This is a genomic window from Brevibacterium sp. XM4083, assembly GCF_006489205.2.
GTDB lineage: Bacteria > Actinomycetota > Actinomycetes > Actinomycetales > Brevibacteriaceae > Brevibacterium.
In genome coordinates this window covers 156,491-172,987 of record NZ_VFYR02000006.1, presented here as the reverse complement: position 1 = coordinate 172,987, position 16,497 = coordinate 156,491, and the positions used below count along the sequence as shown (strand labels likewise).

19 protein-coding genes, 1 tRNA gene and 1 pseudogene are annotated in these 16,497 nt (G+C 65.3%); 11 read left to right on the top strand and 10 right to left on the bottom strand.

The genetic code is table 11. From position 1 onward, the window contains the following. Window positions 1-19 precede the first annotated feature (19 nt). The gene (locus FJ887_RS17605) at window positions 20-370 is read left to right on the top strand and encodes a hypothetical protein (protein ID WP_005052795.1); all 351 of its coding nucleotides are present in this window, start codon (window positions 20-22) and stop codon (window positions 368-370) included. Window positions 371-486: 116 nt separating this feature from the next. On the opposite strand, the gene FJ887_RS17600 is transcribed toward FJ887_RS17605, so the two are convergent. After that, entirely contained in the window at window positions 487-696 is a 210-nt protein-coding gene (locus FJ887_RS17600; protein ID WP_045245741.1) for a hypothetical protein, read from the bottom strand. Between the two features lie 302 nt (window positions 697-998). On the opposite strand from FJ887_RS17600, the pseudogene FJ887_RS17595 reads away from it, so the two are divergent. From FJ887_RS17595 to FJ887_RS17585, 3 genes and pseudogenes are all read left to right on the top strand, one after another. Next, window positions 999-2,245 (top strand): annotated as a pseudogene (locus tag FJ887_RS17595) (ISL3 family transposase). A 13-nt stretch (window positions 2,246-2,258) separates the two neighbouring features. After that, the gene (locus FJ887_RS18615) at window positions 2,259-3,209 is read left to right on the top strand and encodes a cytochrome P450 (RefSeq protein ID WP_140955740.1); all 951 of its coding nucleotides are present in this window, start codon (window positions 2,259-2,261) and stop codon (window positions 3,207-3,209) included. A 36-nt stretch (window positions 3,210-3,245) separates the two neighbouring features. Continuing rightward, window positions 3,246-4,247, top strand: a complete 1,002-nt coding sequence (locus FJ887_RS17585; protein ID WP_140955741.1) for a PDR/VanB family oxidoreductase — start codon at window positions 3,246-3,248, stop codon at window positions 4,245-4,247. 26 nt (window positions 4,248-4,273) lie between these two features. Here FJ887_RS17585 and FJ887_RS17580 read toward each other — a convergent pair whose 3' ends face one another. Both FJ887_RS17580 and FJ887_RS17575 read right to left on the bottom strand, forming a co-directional pair. Next, the gene (locus FJ887_RS17580) at window positions 4,274-4,687 is read right to left on the bottom strand and encodes a TetR-like C-terminal domain-containing protein (RefSeq protein ID WP_206398192.1); all 414 of its coding nucleotides are present in this window, start codon (window positions 4,685-4,687) and stop codon (window positions 4,274-4,276) included. A 4-nt stretch (window positions 4,688-4,691) separates the two neighbouring features. After that, a complete protein-coding gene (locus FJ887_RS17575; RefSeq protein ID WP_206398191.1) occupies window positions 4,692-4,856 on the bottom strand; it encodes a TetR family transcriptional regulator in 165 nt (54 codons plus the stop codon). Window positions 4,857-5,131: 275 nt separating this feature from the next. Between FJ887_RS17575 and FJ887_RS17570 the strand changes: the two genes are divergently transcribed. After that, complete coding sequence (locus FJ887_RS17570; RefSeq protein ID WP_250786283.1) at window positions 5,132-6,121, top strand: amidohydrolase family protein; 990 nt, start codon at window positions 5,132-5,134, stop codon at window positions 6,119-6,121. Between the two features lie 22 nt (window positions 6,122-6,143). Here FJ887_RS17570 and FJ887_RS17565 read toward each other — a convergent pair whose 3' ends face one another. From FJ887_RS17565 to FJ887_RS17540, 7 genes are all read right to left on the bottom strand, one after another. After that, window positions 6,144-6,962: an ABC transporter permease gene (locus FJ887_RS17565; RefSeq protein WP_127483347.1), complete on the bottom strand. Its 819-nt coding sequence runs from the start codon at window positions 6,960-6,962 to the stop codon at window positions 6,144-6,146. 5 nt (window positions 6,963-6,967) lie between these two features. Beyond that, a complete protein-coding gene (locus tag FJ887_RS17560) occupies window positions 6,968-7,813 on the bottom strand; it encodes an ABC transporter permease (protein WP_018023059.1) in 846 nt (281 codons plus the stop codon). Between the two features lie 164 nt (window positions 7,814-7,977). Next, window positions 7,978-8,106: a hypothetical protein gene (locus FJ887_RS18455; RefSeq protein ID WP_284711348.1), complete on the bottom strand. Its 129-nt coding sequence runs from the start codon at window positions 8,104-8,106 to the stop codon at window positions 7,978-7,980. An 80-nt stretch (window positions 8,107-8,186) separates the two neighbouring features. Continuing rightward, a complete protein-coding gene (gene istB, locus FJ887_RS17555) occupies window positions 8,187-8,996 on the bottom strand; it encodes an IS21-like element helper ATPase IstB (RefSeq protein WP_140955742.1) in 810 nt (269 codons plus the stop codon). Further along, entirely contained in the window at window positions 8,993-10,300 is a 1,308-nt protein-coding gene (istA, locus tag FJ887_RS17550) for an IS21 family transposase (RefSeq protein WP_250786282.1), read from the bottom strand. The genes istB and istA overlap by 4 nt, the downstream gene beginning before the upstream one ends. A 142-nt stretch (window positions 10,301-10,442) precedes the next feature. Further along, the gene (locus tag FJ887_RS17545; protein ID WP_250786281.1) at window positions 10,443-11,282 is read right to left on the bottom strand and encodes an ABC transporter substrate-binding protein; all 840 of its coding nucleotides are present in this window, start codon (window positions 11,280-11,282) and stop codon (window positions 10,443-10,445) included. A gap of 40 nt (window positions 11,283-11,322) precedes the next feature. After that, the gene (locus FJ887_RS17540; RefSeq protein WP_399552340.1) at window positions 11,323-12,561 is read right to left on the bottom strand and encodes an IS256 family transposase; all 1,239 of its coding nucleotides are present in this window, start codon (window positions 12,559-12,561) and stop codon (window positions 11,323-11,325) included. Window positions 12,562-12,665: 104 nt separating this feature from the next. Between FJ887_RS17540 and FJ887_RS17535 the strand changes: the two genes are divergently transcribed. From FJ887_RS17535 to trxA, 6 genes are all read left to right on the top strand, one after another. Further along, window positions 12,666-13,037, top strand: a complete 372-nt coding sequence (locus FJ887_RS17535) for a carboxymuconolactone decarboxylase family protein (RefSeq protein ID WP_350457231.1) — start codon at window positions 12,666-12,668, stop codon at window positions 13,035-13,037. Between the two features lie 15 nt (window positions 13,038-13,052). Then, a tRNA-Cys gene (locus FJ887_RS17530) sits at window positions 13,053-13,126 on the top strand. Window positions 13,127-13,266: 140 nt separating this feature from the next. Further along, window positions 13,267-13,656 (top strand): ArsR/SmtB family transcription factor, encoded by a 390-nt coding sequence (locus FJ887_RS17525; protein ID WP_140955746.1) that lies wholly within the window; start codon window positions 13,267-13,269, stop codon window positions 13,654-13,656. 2 nt (window positions 13,657-13,658) lie between these two features. Beyond that, window positions 13,659-14,600 carry a cation diffusion facilitator family transporter gene (locus FJ887_RS17520; protein ID WP_124108930.1) on the top strand — a complete coding sequence of 314 codons (942 nt, stop codon included), beginning with the start codon at window positions 13,659-13,661 and terminating at the stop codon, window positions 14,598-14,600. 121 nt (window positions 14,601-14,721) lie between these two features. Further along, window positions 14,722-15,336 carry a CueP family metal-binding protein gene (locus FJ887_RS17515; RefSeq protein WP_075866891.1) on the top strand — a complete coding sequence of 205 codons (615 nt, stop codon included), beginning with the start codon at window positions 14,722-14,724 and terminating at the stop codon, window positions 15,334-15,336. Between the two features lie 37 nt (window positions 15,337-15,373). Next, window positions 15,374-15,754 carry a thioredoxin gene (gene trxA / locus FJ887_RS17510; protein ID WP_502799938.1) on the top strand — a complete coding sequence of 127 codons (381 nt, stop codon included), beginning with the start codon at window positions 15,374-15,376 and terminating at the stop codon, window positions 15,752-15,754. Window positions 15,755-16,497 lie beyond the last annotated feature (743 nt).

Genomic DNA, 16,497 nt, shown 5'->3' with positions numbered 1-16,497 from the left:
ATCCGCGAAAGGCAATTTCATGACCTCCCTGCGTCCGCTCGAGCTCCCGAACAGTGCCATGCCCGCAAGGAAGTCGGCCAAGGGTGACTCGACCGAAGACGCCCACCTCGAGCGCCGCGATGGCGCCTACGATGACCGTCCGTGCGAGCCAGAGCCACGTGATCTGTCGATCCCGGCGGTCAAGCGCTCGAACGTTCCGCACGTCGATGTTCCGCTGGCGGGGGCGCCGGGGCAGCAGACACCGGTAACCAACGACGCGAAGAAGCCTGCCACGACGATGACGCCCGCAGCGCGGAACCAGAGGGCGGGGGCGACGCGCGAAACTGATCCTGCTCATGGCCCGATCAGACCGATGGCCACTCAGACGTGAAAGGGGAGACATCGCGCCCGGGCCGAACCGTCGCACGCTGACGTCCCCTCACCGCGCAGTGCCCGCAAGGGGATGGTAGATGGGCGAGCAGTTCTGGGACTCTGGTCGACGATTCTTCAGCTCGCCTGTGGAAGTCCCTGGGACAACGCCTGTCGGATTCTCCAAACAGGAAAACCGCTGAGCTGCGCAATCAAGTCCACATCGAACTCGTGCTCGAAGTAGGCCACCCGCACCGCCCGGATGCGCGACGGATTGTCACCGAAAGCCAGTGTGAACTCGGTGGCGTAGCGCTCCCAGACGCTGAACTCATACCCCGGTGCCGTCACGATGCATTCACCTCATCCCGGGTGCAACTCTCAGGAGTGGTCGCGGTGCTAATGCGATGCTACGACACCCGTGTTAACGCCAGGACACAAGGAGATTCCGGGAAAGCTCGCTACGCACGGTGTGCACCGATACGGGGATGGCCCGCCCGGGGTGCATGGTTCACACCGGGGTGACCAAGGGAATTGGGGGCTCTTCGGACATGCGGTGGGGGTGAGGCTCGCCGGGTGATGGTCGGCGGGTAGGGGTCGAGGTCCCCGAGGATCAGTAGCGCCAACTGCTGATCCATCACGAGGACCTCGACGTGCTTCACCCTACTTCGGGGTGCGCTGACGCGCGCTCTGCCGCTGATCCGTGTTACCGCTGCGATCTGCTGGTCGGTCTCGACGGCGTCCATGTCGAGCACGTTGACCGCCGCGACGGGCTGCTGATCGTCACCGTTTCGACACCGGCGGCGCCGACCGGGTGCCCGTTGTGCGGGGTCGTGGCGATCGGTCGAGGGCGCCGCCGTCGAGTGTTGCATGACGTGCCGGGCGTGACGCGGGTGCGGATCGTCTGGCGGCAACGGGTCTGGCGATGCGGCGACGTGGGCTGTGCCAAGAAGACGTTCGTGGAGCAGCTTCCCTCGCTGGTCGCTCGGCGCGGGTCGCTCACAAGGCGAGCCGTCGACTGGGCGATCGGGCAGCTGCGCCGCGAGCACGCCACGATCGAAGGACTACGTCGTCAGCTCGGGACATCGTGGAAGACGGTGTGGCGGGCTGTTGAGCCTGAACTGGTGCGGTTGGCAGCCGACGAGTCCCGGTTCGAGAACGTGACCACGCTCGGCGTCGACGAGCACATCTGGCATCACGTCGACCACCGCAAGCGGGGCCCGAAGGAACTGACCGGCATGGTCGACCTCAGCCGCGACAGCACCGGGAAGACGCGGGCCAGGCTGCTCGACCTCGTGCCGGGCAGATCGGGGAAGGCATACGCGTCCTGGCTCAGCGAGCGGGGCGAAGCGTTCCGAAAGAACGTGAAGGTGGCGGCGCTGGACCCGTTCGCGGGCTACAAGACTGCGATCGATGRCACGCTCGAAGACGCGGTCGCTGTGCTGGACGCGTTCCATGTCGTCAAGCTCGGCACCGCCGCCGTCGACGAGGTCCGCCGCCGCGTCCAGCAAGACACCCTCGGGCATCGCGGTCGGAAGGGCGACCCGCTCTACGGGATTCAGACCATCCTCCGTGCCGGGGCCGAGAACCTCACCGACAAGCAGCGGATCCGGCTGACCGCGGCAATCGAGGCCGATCCTGCGCACGACGAGGTGTTCGTCGCGTGGCAGTGCGCACAGCAGCTGCGCTCTGCCTACCACGCGAAGGACCTGACCGAGGGGCGGCGGATCGCCGAGAGGGTGGTCGACACGTTCCACACACCACGAGCCGCGCGAACAACGGCGGCACCGAGGCGATCAACGGGATCATCGAGCTCCACCGCCGCCTCGCCCGCGGCTATCGCAACCGCGAGAACTACCGCCTCCGCATGCTCCTCACCGCCGGCGGACTCACCCCATGACCCCCCCCACCGGATGGGTGCGCCGGTGAGTGCGCGCGCGATCCGGAGCCAGATCGAGTCACGCATGCGGCCGACCGCGAAGGAGCTGATCGAGCAGCTGCGCGGCCAGAATGGTCGCGCCGAACTGATGGCGGACTACTTCGAGCCGATCGGCGTGCGATGCGTCGCGGACTCCTACGGGTTCTTCGATGTTCCTACGGAAACGCTTCGTCATTGGTTCCACTCGCTCAAGTCCGGCGCCATCAACACGGCGACGAACGAGGACGGTTCATTCGCGAACCCTGCGGGCTTCGATGCCGCGAACCAGACCCGCGACGAGATCCGCGAGTATCTCGAGCTGCGGTCCAAGGATGACCCCGAAGAGCCCGACAGTGTCATCGCCCGATGGGTGAAGGTGGACGCGCCGGATGGCACACCGTGGACCATCGACGACATCCTCCCCTCGATGCTCGTGGTGCTGCTGGGCGGGCTGCAGGAGCCGGGTCATGCCCTCGGCAACACTTTCCTCGGTCTCACGACCAATCCGGACCAACTCAAGCGTGTGATCGCCGACAAGAGCCTGGTGCCCAAGGCCATCGCCGAAGGGCTCCGCTGGATTGCTCCGCTGTGGGCCGGACCGACGCGCAGCGCCAAGCACGACATGGTGGTCCATGGAGTTCCGCTCAAGAAGGGCGACACGATTCGTCTCGTCTACGGCTCCGCGAATCATGACAGCAACACGTTCGAGCATCCCGAGCTCTACGACATCGATCGCGACAGCCACGCGCACCTTGCATTCGGCAATGGTCGACACAGTTGCCTCGGCAGCGCCATCGCCCCGCAGATCGGCCGCGTCGGCCTGGAAGAGCTCTTCTCCGCGTTCCCGAACATCGCGATCGATCCCGAGCAGCCGGCCGAAGCCATCGGCTGGCCGTTCCACGGCCCGCCGCAGCTGAATGTGATCCTGGACGACTCCAGCCGGTAGCCCGGGAGCCGTCGGCACCTATCGGAGCGCTAGGTAATGGCGATCGTTGAAGACGCAGTTCGCAAGGAGGCCAACGTCGTGTCTGTCGAAGAGACCACTATTCCGGTGGTGGTGGCAAGCAAGCATATGGACGGTGACTCCGTTGCCGTCCTGACGTTGCGCCGCCCAGACGGCAATCCCTTTCCGGCATGGACGCCCGGTGCGCACATCGACGTCATCGTGACTCCGGCGCTCACCCGCCAGTATTCGCTGTGCGGGGACCCGGCGGACCAGGACGTGTGGCAGATCGCCGTGTTGCGCGAGCCGCCGCCGAGGGGGCGCGGCGGATCCCAGTACATCCATGACTCCCTGGAGCTGGGAGCGCAGATCCAGGTGCGCGGTCCTCGCAACCATTTCGCGCTGAAGGATGCTGAACAGTACCTCTTCATCGCGGGAGGAATCGGCATCACGCCGCTCAAGCCCATGATCGATCAGGTCGCGGCAGCCGGCGCGAAGTGGAACCTCGTGTACGGGGGCCGTTCGCTGTCGACGATGGCGCTTCGCGCTGACCTCGCGCGGTACGGCGATCACGTGACGTACGTGCCCGAAGACGAGCTGGGCAGGATCGATCTGGATTCGTTGCTCGGAGCGCCCGTCGAAGGGGCGCTGGTGTACTGCTGCGGTCCAGGACCGCTTCTGGATGCCGTCGAGAACAAGTGCAGCGTCTGGTGGCCGGGATCCCTCCAGCTGGAGCGGTTCACCCCGCGCGACTCGGATCGTTCAGCGCACAACGAGGTGTTCGAGGTAGAACTCGCCCAGAGCGGCCTAACATTGACCGTGCCCCCGCACAAGTCGATCCTCGAGATCCTGGAAGACAATGGGATCCCCGTGCTCTCATCCTGTCGGTCTGGGGTCTGCGGCACATGCGAGACCGACGTGCTGGAAGGCACGCCGGAGCATCGCGACTCGTTCCTCACGGCCGAGGAGCGGGAGTCGAACGCGACGATGATGGTGTGCGTCTCGCGCTGCGCCGGACGCCGGCTGCTCCTCGACGTCTGATCCGCCTGCGCTCGCCGAACGACCCGTCATCGATATGTGCGGGGTCGGGTCAGCGGTAGGAGGATTTCGTCGACCATCGCGGCGATGTTGCCGGGATCTGTGCGTCCGGCCATGTGTTCCAGCACGAGCAGCTGCAGACCGACGGCCGCGACCCGGGGCGTGAGCGCGTCGCGGTCGACCTCGCCCCGCTCCACTCCTGCGCGCAGTACCCCGAGGATAACATCCATCAGCGGCTCGATCACGCGCTGCTGAACGGTCCAGAATAGCTCCGGGTGGTCGCGCCTTCGCGTCATGATGGGCTCGAGCGCGCGCCCACGCGGTTCATCGAGTGCTGCGGCGAACGCCGTGAGCACCGCTCGCAGATCGCCCGCGACCGTCCCCGTCGTGGGAGCCGTCGGTGGCTCGAAACCCGCCTCCGGATCGGTGAGCGCCGCGAGCACGAGTTCACCGGTGGTCGACCAGCGCCCGGTACAGCGATGCCTTGCCGGCGCTGGCACGCGCCGCGATCCTGTCGAACGCCAGTTTGTCGAGATTCGACTCGGCGAGCTCCTCCAGCGTCGCCCGATAGATCGCGCGCGTCAGCAGGGCACCTCGTCGCCGCGTCGTCATCCAACGATTCTTGCCTACGGGGAGCCGAGTCGTGGTACGTTGGCCGCGATAGTGAACAATAATGTCTCGTATCTACATCTCCTCGAACGGAGCAGTTCATGACGGATTCCACGCTCGGCGCAGTCTCTGCGACCGCGATCACGAACACCAGGGTCTTCGACGGACACAGTCTGAGCGCCCCCACGACGGTCGTCGTCCAGCCCGACGGGCGCATCGGTGACGGATCAGCGGATGCGGTCGTCGTCGGTGCCGCTGTCGTCAACGCGGAAGGTACGGTGCTCCTTCCTGGCCTGATCGACTGTCACATGCACCTGAAGGGGCGCGAGTCCCTCGAGACGCTCGCCACGTACGGTGTCACCACCGGCCTGGACATGGCGACATGGCCCGCATCACAGTTCCAGTCGTTGCGGGGACTGAGGGGAGTCGCTGACTTCCGCACCGCCGGCATGGCGGCGACATCTCAGGGCAGCACGCACAGCCGCATTCCGACCTATCCGGACGTCGCGCTGGTCGATTCCCCCGACAAGGCGGAGCGGTTCGTAGAGGTGCAGGTGGCAGACGGGGTGGATTACATCAAGATCGTCGCCGATCTGCCCGGTCCCACCCAGGACGTGCTCGATGCACTCGTGGCTGCTGCGCACGCGCGGGGGCTCAAGGTCATCGCGCACGCAGCCCTGTACGAAGCTGTGCGTATGAGCCTCGCTGCGGGGGCCGACATGATCACCCATGCTCCACTCGACCGCGCGCTCGACGATGCGACGGCTGAGACGATGCTCGCCCAGGGCACGGTGTTCATCCCGACCTTGACGATGATGAAAGGCATCGCCGCGAATCTCACCGCAGCGGGCGTTCCCGGTGTGAGCTATGCACCCGCCCACGAGAGCACGCGCGCGATGCATGCCGCGGGCGTTCCGGTCCTGGCCGGCACCGACGCCTACATCGGGTCCTTCACACGGGCATCGCCGCCATACGGCGAGAGCATGCACGACGAAGACGCCTACATCGGGTCCTTGACACGGGCATCGCCGCCATACGGCGAGAGCATGCACGACGAACTCGCTCTGCTCGTGGACGCCGGCCTGTCAACAGCCGAAGCGCTGCGCGCTGCCACCTCGACGGCCGCGCACGCGTTCTCACTCGACGATCGGGGGGCGATCACCCCCGGATTGCGAGCCGACCTCGTGCTGGTGGACGGCGATCCGCTCACCGACATCGCTGCCGCGCGTCGCGTTCTGCGTGTGTGGTGCGGCGGCATCGAGGTGTGAGGGCGTCCTCTCGACCGCGGTGTCACTCCACGGCGGTGTTCGCGCCGTGGTGCCACGCGAGCACCCGGTTCTCGACGACGATGAGCAGCAGGTTGAACACGTACCCGAAGATCCCGATGAGCACGATGCCCGACCACATGTCCGTGATCGCGAACGACCTCTGCGACTGAAGAACGAAGACGCCGATCCCGTTGCCTCCCGCCATCATCTCGCTCACGACGACCATGATGAGCGCGAGCGAAAGACTCGTGCGCATTCCGGCAAAGATCTGCGGAGCTGCCGCGGGAAGTGCGACCTGCAACTCGTAGCGGAACCAGTGGATGCCGTACACCCGGGCGGTCTCGCGCAGTCCGGGGTCCATTCCTCTGATTGCAGCTTCGGTATTGAGGAGCACGGGCCAGAGGCAGATGAAGGTGATCAGAATCACCTTCGCGGTGTCGTCGAGGCCCAGCACGATGATGACGAGGGGAATCAACGCGACCGCAGGGATCGCGCGCAGGAACTCGAGCACGGGTGCGAACATCGCCTGGAGGCGGTGCGCCTGACCGAGAACGAACCCCACGACCACGCCGATGACCACAGCGCCGATGAACCCGATCATCATCCTGGAAAGACTCGGCAAGACGTCGCTCGCCATCCGCGCGAAGAGCCAGTTCTCCTGGAAAGCGACTAGAACACCTGTGAGCGGCGGGATGAAATATAGACCGGCGGAGGCCGTCCAGACACCCACTGCGACGACCACGAGTACCGGGAATGCGACCTCGACGGACAGCAGTCGATAGCGCCGACGACGGATGGCTCTTGACTTGTCTGCCAGCGCCTCGGTCGTCGCAACATCCATGGCGGTCATGGTGCAGCCTCTCGATAGGTGGGGTGCCACCGGAGAAGGCGGCGTTCGACGATCTGGAGCAGGACGTTGAGGATGACGCCGATAAGCCCCGCGGCGAAGACCAACGCGTACAGCGTGACGACAGCGCCACTGGATTGGGCGAGCAGGATGTCTCCCCCGATACCTGGTGAGCCGATCACCAGTTCTGCGGTCACGGCCACGATTAGCGCAACCGTGGCAGCGATCCGAAACCCCGTCGCGAGATACGGCAGTATCGCAGGCAGCACGATGGAGCGAAGCTGAAGGCGACGCGGAATGCGGAATGACTGCGCGGTCGCCGTGAGTGTGGGATCGATTGCGCGAAGCCCATAGATCGTTTGAATGAGAAGCGGCCACAAACAGGCCAACGTGACAAGGAAGACCTTCGATTCCATGCCGATTCCCAACATCAGTATGGCAACCGGAATCAGAGCAACGGACGGTATCGGACGGAGGAACTCCACAACGGGTCGCGTTGCGGCGAAGAGATAGTCGTTGGTGCCGATGAGGAACCCCAAGGGCAATGCGATCACGATGGCGAGGAACAGCCCCATCGCCCAGCCCTGCATCGTTCCGCCCACACCCGCCCAGAAGACCGGTGTCCAGGCGAGTTCTAGGAGCCGTGCCAACGCCGTCGTCGGAAGCGGTACGAAGCGCTCATCGATGATCTGAGTGCTGACGAGCAGCTGGGCTGCGCCCAGCGTGAGCAACGTGCCGACGATCCCGTAGATCAGGCGGGACCGGAAATTCGTTGGCAACGGCAGGAGAGGTTTCCGACGACTGCCGGTGACCGGCGCTCGGTCCTTGACTGCGGCAACTGACATGTGGTTCTCCTTTGACCATGCAAGCGAGCCAAGCGATCGTCGATGATGTCGTCTGACTGAGCAGCTCGCTTCTCTCGCGATTCCGACCAGGGCAGCCCGGGTCACGACCGCTCCCGATGGGGAGCCTCCGCGCCCGGGCTCCCTAGGCAGCCCGGGCGCTGGAGTCATCCCTCCGCAGGCAGGATGTCCTCGATGCTGGGCGGATCCGTGAGCGTCCCATAGTTTGTCAGCAGCCCGATGATCACCTCGTACGAGTCGGGATCGAACTCGGTCGGCCACGTGGGGAGCACCATATCGGCGAGCACATCAGTGACGGCGCTCAGCGAATCTCCCCAGAGTTGTTCACCGAACTTCCCCAGGTCGCGTGGTCAGGTTAGCGCAGGTTTGTGCCGGTGGTGACGCGGCGGAGTTCGTCGGCTGCGGCGTGGTGGTTGCGGAGTCGGTATGAGGCGCCGTCGAGGGTGATGACGACGGATCGGTGCAGGAGTCGGTCGAGCATTGCGGCGGCGACGGTGGTGTCGCCGAGGATCTCGCCCCAGGCGCCGACGGGCCGGTTCGTGGTGAGCACGATCGAGGTGCGCAGGTAGCGCTGGTTGATGACTTGGAACAGCGCCGACGCGGCCTCGCCCGGCAGCGGGAGGTAGCCCAGTTCATCGATGATCAGGAGGGTGGGGCCGGCGAAGAATCGCATCATCGTCGACCATTTCCCCTCGATCGCGGCGCGGTGGCAGCGAGCGGCGAGGTCAGCGGCGGAGGTGAAGTAGACCCGGTAGCCGGCCTTCACCGCGGCGTGGCCGAGGCCGGTCGCGATGTGGGTCTTCCCGACGCCGGGCGGGCCGATCAGGAGCACGTTGGTCGCGGTGTCGATGAACCTGCAGGTGCCCAGTTCTGCCAGCAGCGGCCGGTCGATGCCGCTGGCGGAATCCAGGTCGAAGTCGTCGAGGGTGGCGCCGGTGGGGAGGTTCGCGAACCGGAACCGGCCCGCGAGTCGCCGCGCGTCGGTCGCGGCGACTTCGATCGCGAGGAGGTGCTCGAGGGCGTGGGTGAGGGTCCAGCCCTCCGCGGTCGCCTGGTCCAAGACGGCGGGGAGCGCGTCGGCGGCGTCGGCGAGCTTCAGCTCCTGCAGGTGCCCGCGCAGCTGCTGATAGACCGACGCGGCCGTGGTCGTGGTTGTAGTAGTCATCGGAGGGTGTTCCTGTTCTTCGCGGCCTGCTCATACGCGGCCAGGCTGATCACGGTCGTGGTGGGTTCCGCGGCGCCGGTGAGGACGGCAGCGGCGCGCAGCGCGGCGGGCCCTGGTGGGATGCGTTCCTTGCGGCGGTGCGGGCGTCCCGGCGGCGTCGAGGCCATCGCGATGGCCTCGAGTGCGGTGACGTGGCCGGTGTCCCGGATCGTGACGCCCAGGCCGGGTTCGGCGGCCTTGTGCCGGGCGACGACGGTGCCGGAGACCGTGGCGATATCGATGGTGTCGGCACCGAGCCGCTGCTGAACCGTCACTTTCGCGGCGGCCAGCTCGGGCGGGACGGAATAGCGGTTGCCCCGCCAGTCGATCAGGGCTTGCCTTGTCGCGGTGCGTTCCTCAGCGACGACCACCGGGAACACGATCGGCGGCAACGGGCGCAGCCGCTCCCCGGCGAACATCGCCGCCGCCGTCGTCGCCCCGTCCTCGCTCTCGCGTCTGCGGGCATCCTGCCTGCGGGCGAACGCCTCGACAGAAGCCTGCGCCTGCTCGAGGGTGAGTTCGTCGGGCAGGGTGCGCCACCAGCGCCCGGCGGCGGTGTGGTTGTTCTTCTCGACCACCCCCTTCCGGTTCCCCGACCGCGGACGGCAGACGACCGGCTGGACGCCGTGATGCTTCGCGAAACCAGCGAACACCGGCGTGAGGTCCCCGGTCTTGTGGTCCAGCACGGTGCGCATCCGGTCGAACCGCCAGACCCGCGTCACGCCGCCGAGCAGGGCGAGGAGGGTCGTCATCGCGGCCAGCAGATGCGCAACGTCCATCGATGGGGACAGCACCGCCCGCCAGACGCCGGAGTGCGCCAGCGAACCGACGAGCAGATACGCCCGCTTCGTGGGGAACCCCCAGCGGCCGGGAGGGTCGGGTAACTCGAGCCAGTCGAACTGGGTCTCCTCGCCGGGCGGGTGCTCGATGATCGCGTTGGGCCGCTTCGTGACGTGCGCGCACGCGGTGCAGGCCGGCCGCAGCCCGCGCGCCCGGATCTGCCGCGTCAGCGTCGGATACGACCCTGAGTAGCCCAGCGGCGCGAGCTCGTCCAACAGCGTCGCCGCCCACAGGTGCGGGTCCTCCTTGAGGCGGGCGGTGACGTAGCCGACGAACGGGTCGAACATGTCCGGGGCTGCGCGCTCACGCTGGCCCGGGGTGCGTTCCCCGTTCAGGTACGCGCGGATCGTCTTGCGGTCATGGTTGGTGCGGCGGGCGATCTCGCTGATCGTCATCCCCTGCCGCTTCAGAGCGTGGATGTCCACGCTGCTCCTCTCTGAGAGCATGAGGAACGGGCCTCCCTCGAAGGCTGGTGTGTGGTCGAAGACCTCCAGCATCGAGGGAGGCCCGCCCCATGCGACGGAGCGACCCAGGGTGGGGAATTTCGATGAGCAGAACTGGGGAACTTCAGTGAGCGCCGTCATCAGGGTCGACATCGGGGAGCAGTGTGCGCACTGCATCGCGAGCGGCCTGCTCGTTCTCCGAGGCATACGCATTGGCCTTGAGGATGGCGCGCTCGAATCGCTCCACGACATCCGGGTTGCTCTCCGCATATTGATTCGTGGTGATCCACTCGGTCGACACGAGCGGGTCTCCGCCGTTCACCTCGAGGAACGGGTAGGCGATGATCCTGGCACCTGCCTGGACCGCCGTGGTCTGGAAGGGCTCACTGATGAAGGCAGCGTCAGTACGCCCCGCTTCCAGCGCAGCGAAGGCGTCAGGGTATGCGATCTCGAGCGGCTCAAAGTCAGTCGCCGCAAGGCCTGCCTCCTCGAACGTCCCGCGAGTTAGAAAGTCGGCGAGGCTGTTCACCAAGACGACCCCGATACGCTTACCCGCCAGATCCTCGACCGACGTGAACGGACTATCCGCCGAAACGATCAGGGACTGGTTCTCGCCGCTCGTGGCGGCGGGAGCGACGACCCGGATCGGGAGTCCCTCGGACAGGGCCGGCACGGTCTGTGCCGCGCTCGCGAAACTGAACTGAACGTCGCCTGCGATCAGGGCAGGCACCAGTGCGCTGCCTCCGGCCGCAAACTGTGTGGTCACATTCAGGCCCTCTTCTTCGAAGAAGCCTTCATCGATGCCGACCTGCAGGCCTGCGATTTCCGACGCAGGCATCACACCGACGGTGATGTCCACGATCTCTTGCTGGTCGGAGTCGCCCGTGGGCGTCTCGCCGCTAGGAGCCCCACTGCAAGCCGATAGGGCGAGCACTGCTGCGGCGCTGGTGGCCAGCACCGCCATTGGGTGTGTCAGATTAACGGTGGATCTGGTCTGGCGCATTTCAGTTGATTCGGCCTTCGAAGGTGATCGCGAAGGCGTTGAGTGCGGGCTTCCACCTCGTCACCCAGCGTGCCCGACCCCGGCCGGTGGGGTCAAGCGACCGGGTCACGAGGTAGAGGCACTTCAGTGCGGCCGCGTCGTTCGGGAAGTGCCCGCGCGCTCTGACCGCGCGCCGGTACCGCGCGTTGAGGGACTCGATCGCGTTCGTCGAGCAGATGATCCGGCGGATCTCGACGTCGTAGTCCAGGAACGGGATGAACTCGCTCCACGCGTTCTCCCACAGCTGCCGGATCGCCGGATACATCGTGCACCACTTCTCCGCGAACTCCTCGAACCTCGCCCTCGCGGCGGCCTCGGTCGGGGCCGTGTAGACAGGCTTGAGGTCGCGGGCGATCTGGTCCCAGTACTTCCGTGACGCGAACTTGAACGTGTTGCGAATCAGGTGGATGATGCACGTTTGCACGACCGCGAGCTCCCACGTCGTGTTGATGGACTCCGGCAGCCCCTTCAGGCCGTCGCAGACGACGATGCAGACGTCCTCGACACCGCGGTTCTTGATCTCGGTGAGCACCCCGAGCCAGAACTTCGCGCCCTCACCGCCGTCGCCGGCCCAGATGCCCAGGATGTCGCGTTCTCCGGCCGTAGTGACGCCCACAGCGACGTAGAACGGCTTGTTGCGCACCTGCCCGTCCCGGACCTTCACGACGATCGCGTCGATGAACACGACCGGGTAGACCCGGTCCAGCGGACGGTTCTGCCACTCGGTCATCTCCTCGATCACCTTGTCGGTGATCTTTGAGATCGTGTCCTTGCTGACGCTGGCACCATAGACGTCGTCGAAGTGCGCGGCGACTTCACCCGTGGTCAGCCCGCGTGCGGTCAGGGAGAGAACGATCTCGTCGATTCCGTCCAGGCGGCGCTGCCGCTTGCGGACCATCTTCGGCTCGAATGACCCGTCGCGATCCCGGGGGACCTCGATCTCGACCGGGCCAATCTCGGTCAGCACCGTCTTCGACCGTGTCCCGTTCCGGGCATTCTCGCCCGTGGTGACCGCGTGCTTCTCATAACCGAGGTGCTCAGTCATTTCCGCTTCGAGCGCGGTCTCGAGCACCGTCTTCGTCAACCCGCCGAGCAGGCCTCCCGGCCCGACGAGGCTGACGCCCTGTTCCCTCGCCTGCGCGAGCAACTGCTCGGCGATCTGTTGCTGATCGATGATCTCTCCCGTCACAGGATCGATCATCTCGATGGTCTGGCTCATAGCCCTTCCTTTCGGTCAGGCCAGTCCCAGATCCACCGTTTTCCTGACAGTCCCCACCGGATGTCCGAAGAGCCGGTTATCTCCAGCTGAGCAAAGCCATGCGTCGCGCCAAGCTCGACCGCAAGGTCAGCGAGCTCGTTTCGATCGCCGTGCAGTCGCAGCAGGGATGCGGAATGTGCCTGGCCTCGCACATCAGCGCGGCACGATCGCTCGGGGTCAGCGATGACGAGATCGCACTCGCCCAGCAGGGTACGGCGATGACCGGCCCGGTCGCGGCGATGATCGCGCTCGGCCTCCAGGTCTACCGTGAGCCTGCGTCGATCACCGACGAGCAGATCGACGAGCTTCGGGGATACGGGTACAGCGACCGTGAGATCTCTGATGTGGTCGGGGTCGTGTCGCTGAACATTCTCACCGGCGCCTTCAACCTGGTTGCCGGCCTCACGCCGGGCGACTGATCTCGCCGGCGACTTGGTGCCTTGGCCGAGAGGATAGGCAGCGGTCTGCAAAATCGTTTACACGGGTTCGAGTCCCGTAGGCACCTCCACTTTCCGCTGAGTCCAATAGGACACGCGTCGCAGGAGGCTGGTAGTCCACCCTCGGGCGCGCCGGGACCTCTGAGCTTCATTCCGCGTCGAGCGACAGATCACACTCGACAATATCGCTCTAGAGCGATATGATCGTCCTATGGCGATGATTCGACAGGAGGGGGCAACCCTCGACGAGGTGGCGACGGCAGCGTACGCCCACCTGTTCCAGGCATTTGCGGAACCGACGAGGTTGGCGATCGTGCAGCACCTCGCCTCGGGTGAGCACCGGGTCCGCGATCTGGTCGAGCACATGGGCCTGGCCCAGTCCACGGTGAGCAAACATGTCGGCTTCCTGGTCGAGTGCGGCCTGGCGACGATGCGCCCGGAAGGGCGCTCCACCTGGTACTCGCTGACACAGCCCGAGCTCCTGCGTACCCTCATCGCCGCTGCCGAATGCCTCCTCGATGCCACCGGCACGCAGGCCCTGCTCTGCACGCACCTGCGACTCCCACATATCCACCACGTGACAGATACGGAGAAGAAGTAGACATGGGCGCAGGACACAATCACGGCCCCGCCGGTAGCGAGACCGGGCACCCCGGAGATTTCCGCAAGAAACTCTGGATTGCATTCTCGATCACCGCGACGATCGTCGTCGCCCAGGCCATCGGCTCGGTCATCACCGGCAGCCTCGCGCTGCTGACCGACACCGCCCACGCCATCACCGATGCCTCCGGCCTGCTGGTCGCACTGATCGCCGCGACGCTGATGCTCAAGCCCGCCAACTCCAAGCGCACCTGGGGGTTCCGGCGTATCGAGGTGATCGCAGCCCTCGGACAGTCGGCACTGCTGCTGGTGGTGGGCACGTACGCCGCTATCGAAGGCATCCGGCGACTGTTCGAGCCGCCGGAGGTGCCCGCAAGCGAACTGCTGATCTTCGGCATCATCGGCCTGGTCGCGAACATCATCGCCATCACCATCCTCGCCTCCAGCCGCGGTTCGAACTTCAACATGCGCGCCGCGTTCCTCGAAGTCCTCAACGACGCTCTCGGCTCGCTCGGAGTGATCATCGCGGCGATCGTCATCGCCACGACCGGGTTCATGCAGGCCGATGCCATCGCCGGACTGCTCATCGCCACACTGATCGTGCCTCGCGCGTTCAAGCTGATGCGCGAGACCATCAGCGTCCTCATGGAGTTCACTCCTAAGGGCCTCGACCTCGACAAAGTCCGCTCACACATCCTCGAACTCAACCATGTCCAGGATGTCCACGATCTGCACGCCTCCACTGTGGCGACCGGCCTACCGACCCTGACCGCCCACGTCGTCGTCGACGACGAGTGCTTCACCGACGGTCATGCCGCCCAGACGCTCCAAGAGATCAAAGACTGCGTCGCAGGACACTTCGAGGTCTCCGTCCATCACTCGACCTTCCAGATCGAGACCGAGCACATTGCCGAACATGAACCGGAAGTCAGCAAGCACGACTGAACGCAGCGCCCCCTCCCGGGCTCGTACCGGGCGGGGGCGCTTCCGCATCACGCAGGTAGGCACTACCCCTATGGGGTACTATGGCCAATTGGCACCGCGGGCAGACACGACAAGGAATCCCATGAAGAACCTCAGGTCATTCCCGAAGTACGGCGGGAAGAAAACCGCTGCAATCACCGTCGTGGTCGGCGCTTTCCTGCTCACCGGATGCACGGCCGCCAACGACTCACCCTCAGTCACCTCGGCCAGCGGAGCCGAGATCCTTGCCGAGAATGGCCTCGACGGCCTCGACGTGCGGGAGCTGATCGAAACGCTCGATGCGATCCCGCTGGACGATCGCACGGAGACCTTGACCACGTCGATCACTGCGGAGACTGTCACGCTCACCGATCAGCACGAACGCACGGCAGAGGTGCGGTTGCCCAGTGACGAGATCTACGTATCCGTCGCCCCGTATCGGTCGCAGACCCATGATTGCTACTACCACAGCCCGACCGGATGCCTGGGTGAGCTGCGCAACGCAGACGTGGCCGTAACGGTGACGGATGCGACGACCGGCGAGACGATCGTTGACGAGGAGTTGAGAACCCTCGACAACGGCTTCGTCGGGATCTGGCTGCCCCGAGGCATCGAGACATCGATCTCGATCACCCACGACGGCCAGACCGCCACCTCCGAACTTTCGACCGTCGGCGACGATGCGCAAACCTGCCTGACCACGATGCGACTGGTCTGAAACCAGCACCACGGGAATACCCCCACAGGGTAGGGCGTTGTGGTGTGCGTGCGGTCTATCGCACGCGACGTGTAACAGGAAGGAAAGCAGTCCCATGAGCGAAGTCATCACCGTCGACACCCAGACCTTCGATGAGGTTGTGCTCCAGAGCGAGGTTCCCGTTCTCGTGGACTTCTGGGCAGCCTGGTGCGGCCCGTGCCGTGCGATCGCGCCGGTCCTGGACCATATTTCGGCCGAGCAGGATGGAAAGCTCCTCATCGCCAAGCTCAATGTCGACGAGAATCCCGACATCGCCTCGCGCTACAACATCAGTTCGATCCCTGCGATGAAGGTCTTCGACAAGGGTGAGATCGTGCGCGAGATCATCGGGGCGATGCCGAAGCCGCAGATCGAGCAACGCCTCGAAGGCATTATCTGAGGCTCGGCCGTCGAACTGTTCCCGAACTCCGCCGACCGTTGCGCGGCAGTTGATGGTCGCCCGACTCAGCGTGGTTGCATACGTAATGCAAGACTGCGCAGTGCAACGAGCGCTTGAAGTGGCAGGACCCCGTTACCCAAGGCGGTCTTCTGCTGATTTGCAGTCAGTCCGCCCATCGTGTCGGTAATCCATCTCACTGGCAGATCCATAAGCCATTCCACGAACTCCGGCGACGGGCGTGGCCCTCTCTCCTCGTTCATAAATGCGGGGGCAGGGGCGCCGCGTCCGGTGATGTGCCCCCATCGAGCGATGGCATCGGCGTATCGCCCTCCCGCCAGCGACGAAGATGCTGTCGACTAGCACGAACAGAGTCTCCGCTGCGTTCGAGTTGATGGTCGAGCCCCCCGGTCCGTTGGATACGCGGTCGACTATCTGATGGCTCAGTGCGATAGTGCCGCGGCGGGCCCTGACCGTCTCCATCGTCTCTGCGCCCCGAGAGGAGTCTGTTGCTAGCGGCGTCCGGAACAGCGCCCCTTCGGTAGGCAATGGTGAAGATGCTGAACCGGTGATGGGGTGCGCCGGTCAGTGATGTCGGTAGGCCGATCCATCGCGCAGTTCTCCGGAGGTCGGCCAGATCGCCGAGTATCGCTCCGAGTGCCCGAAGAGGTCGGCCTGGCTCGTTTCCCAGAAACCCGCTTCCGAGTTCCAGATCGCGAGGGGTTGCGGTCATCGGTTGCTCCTTG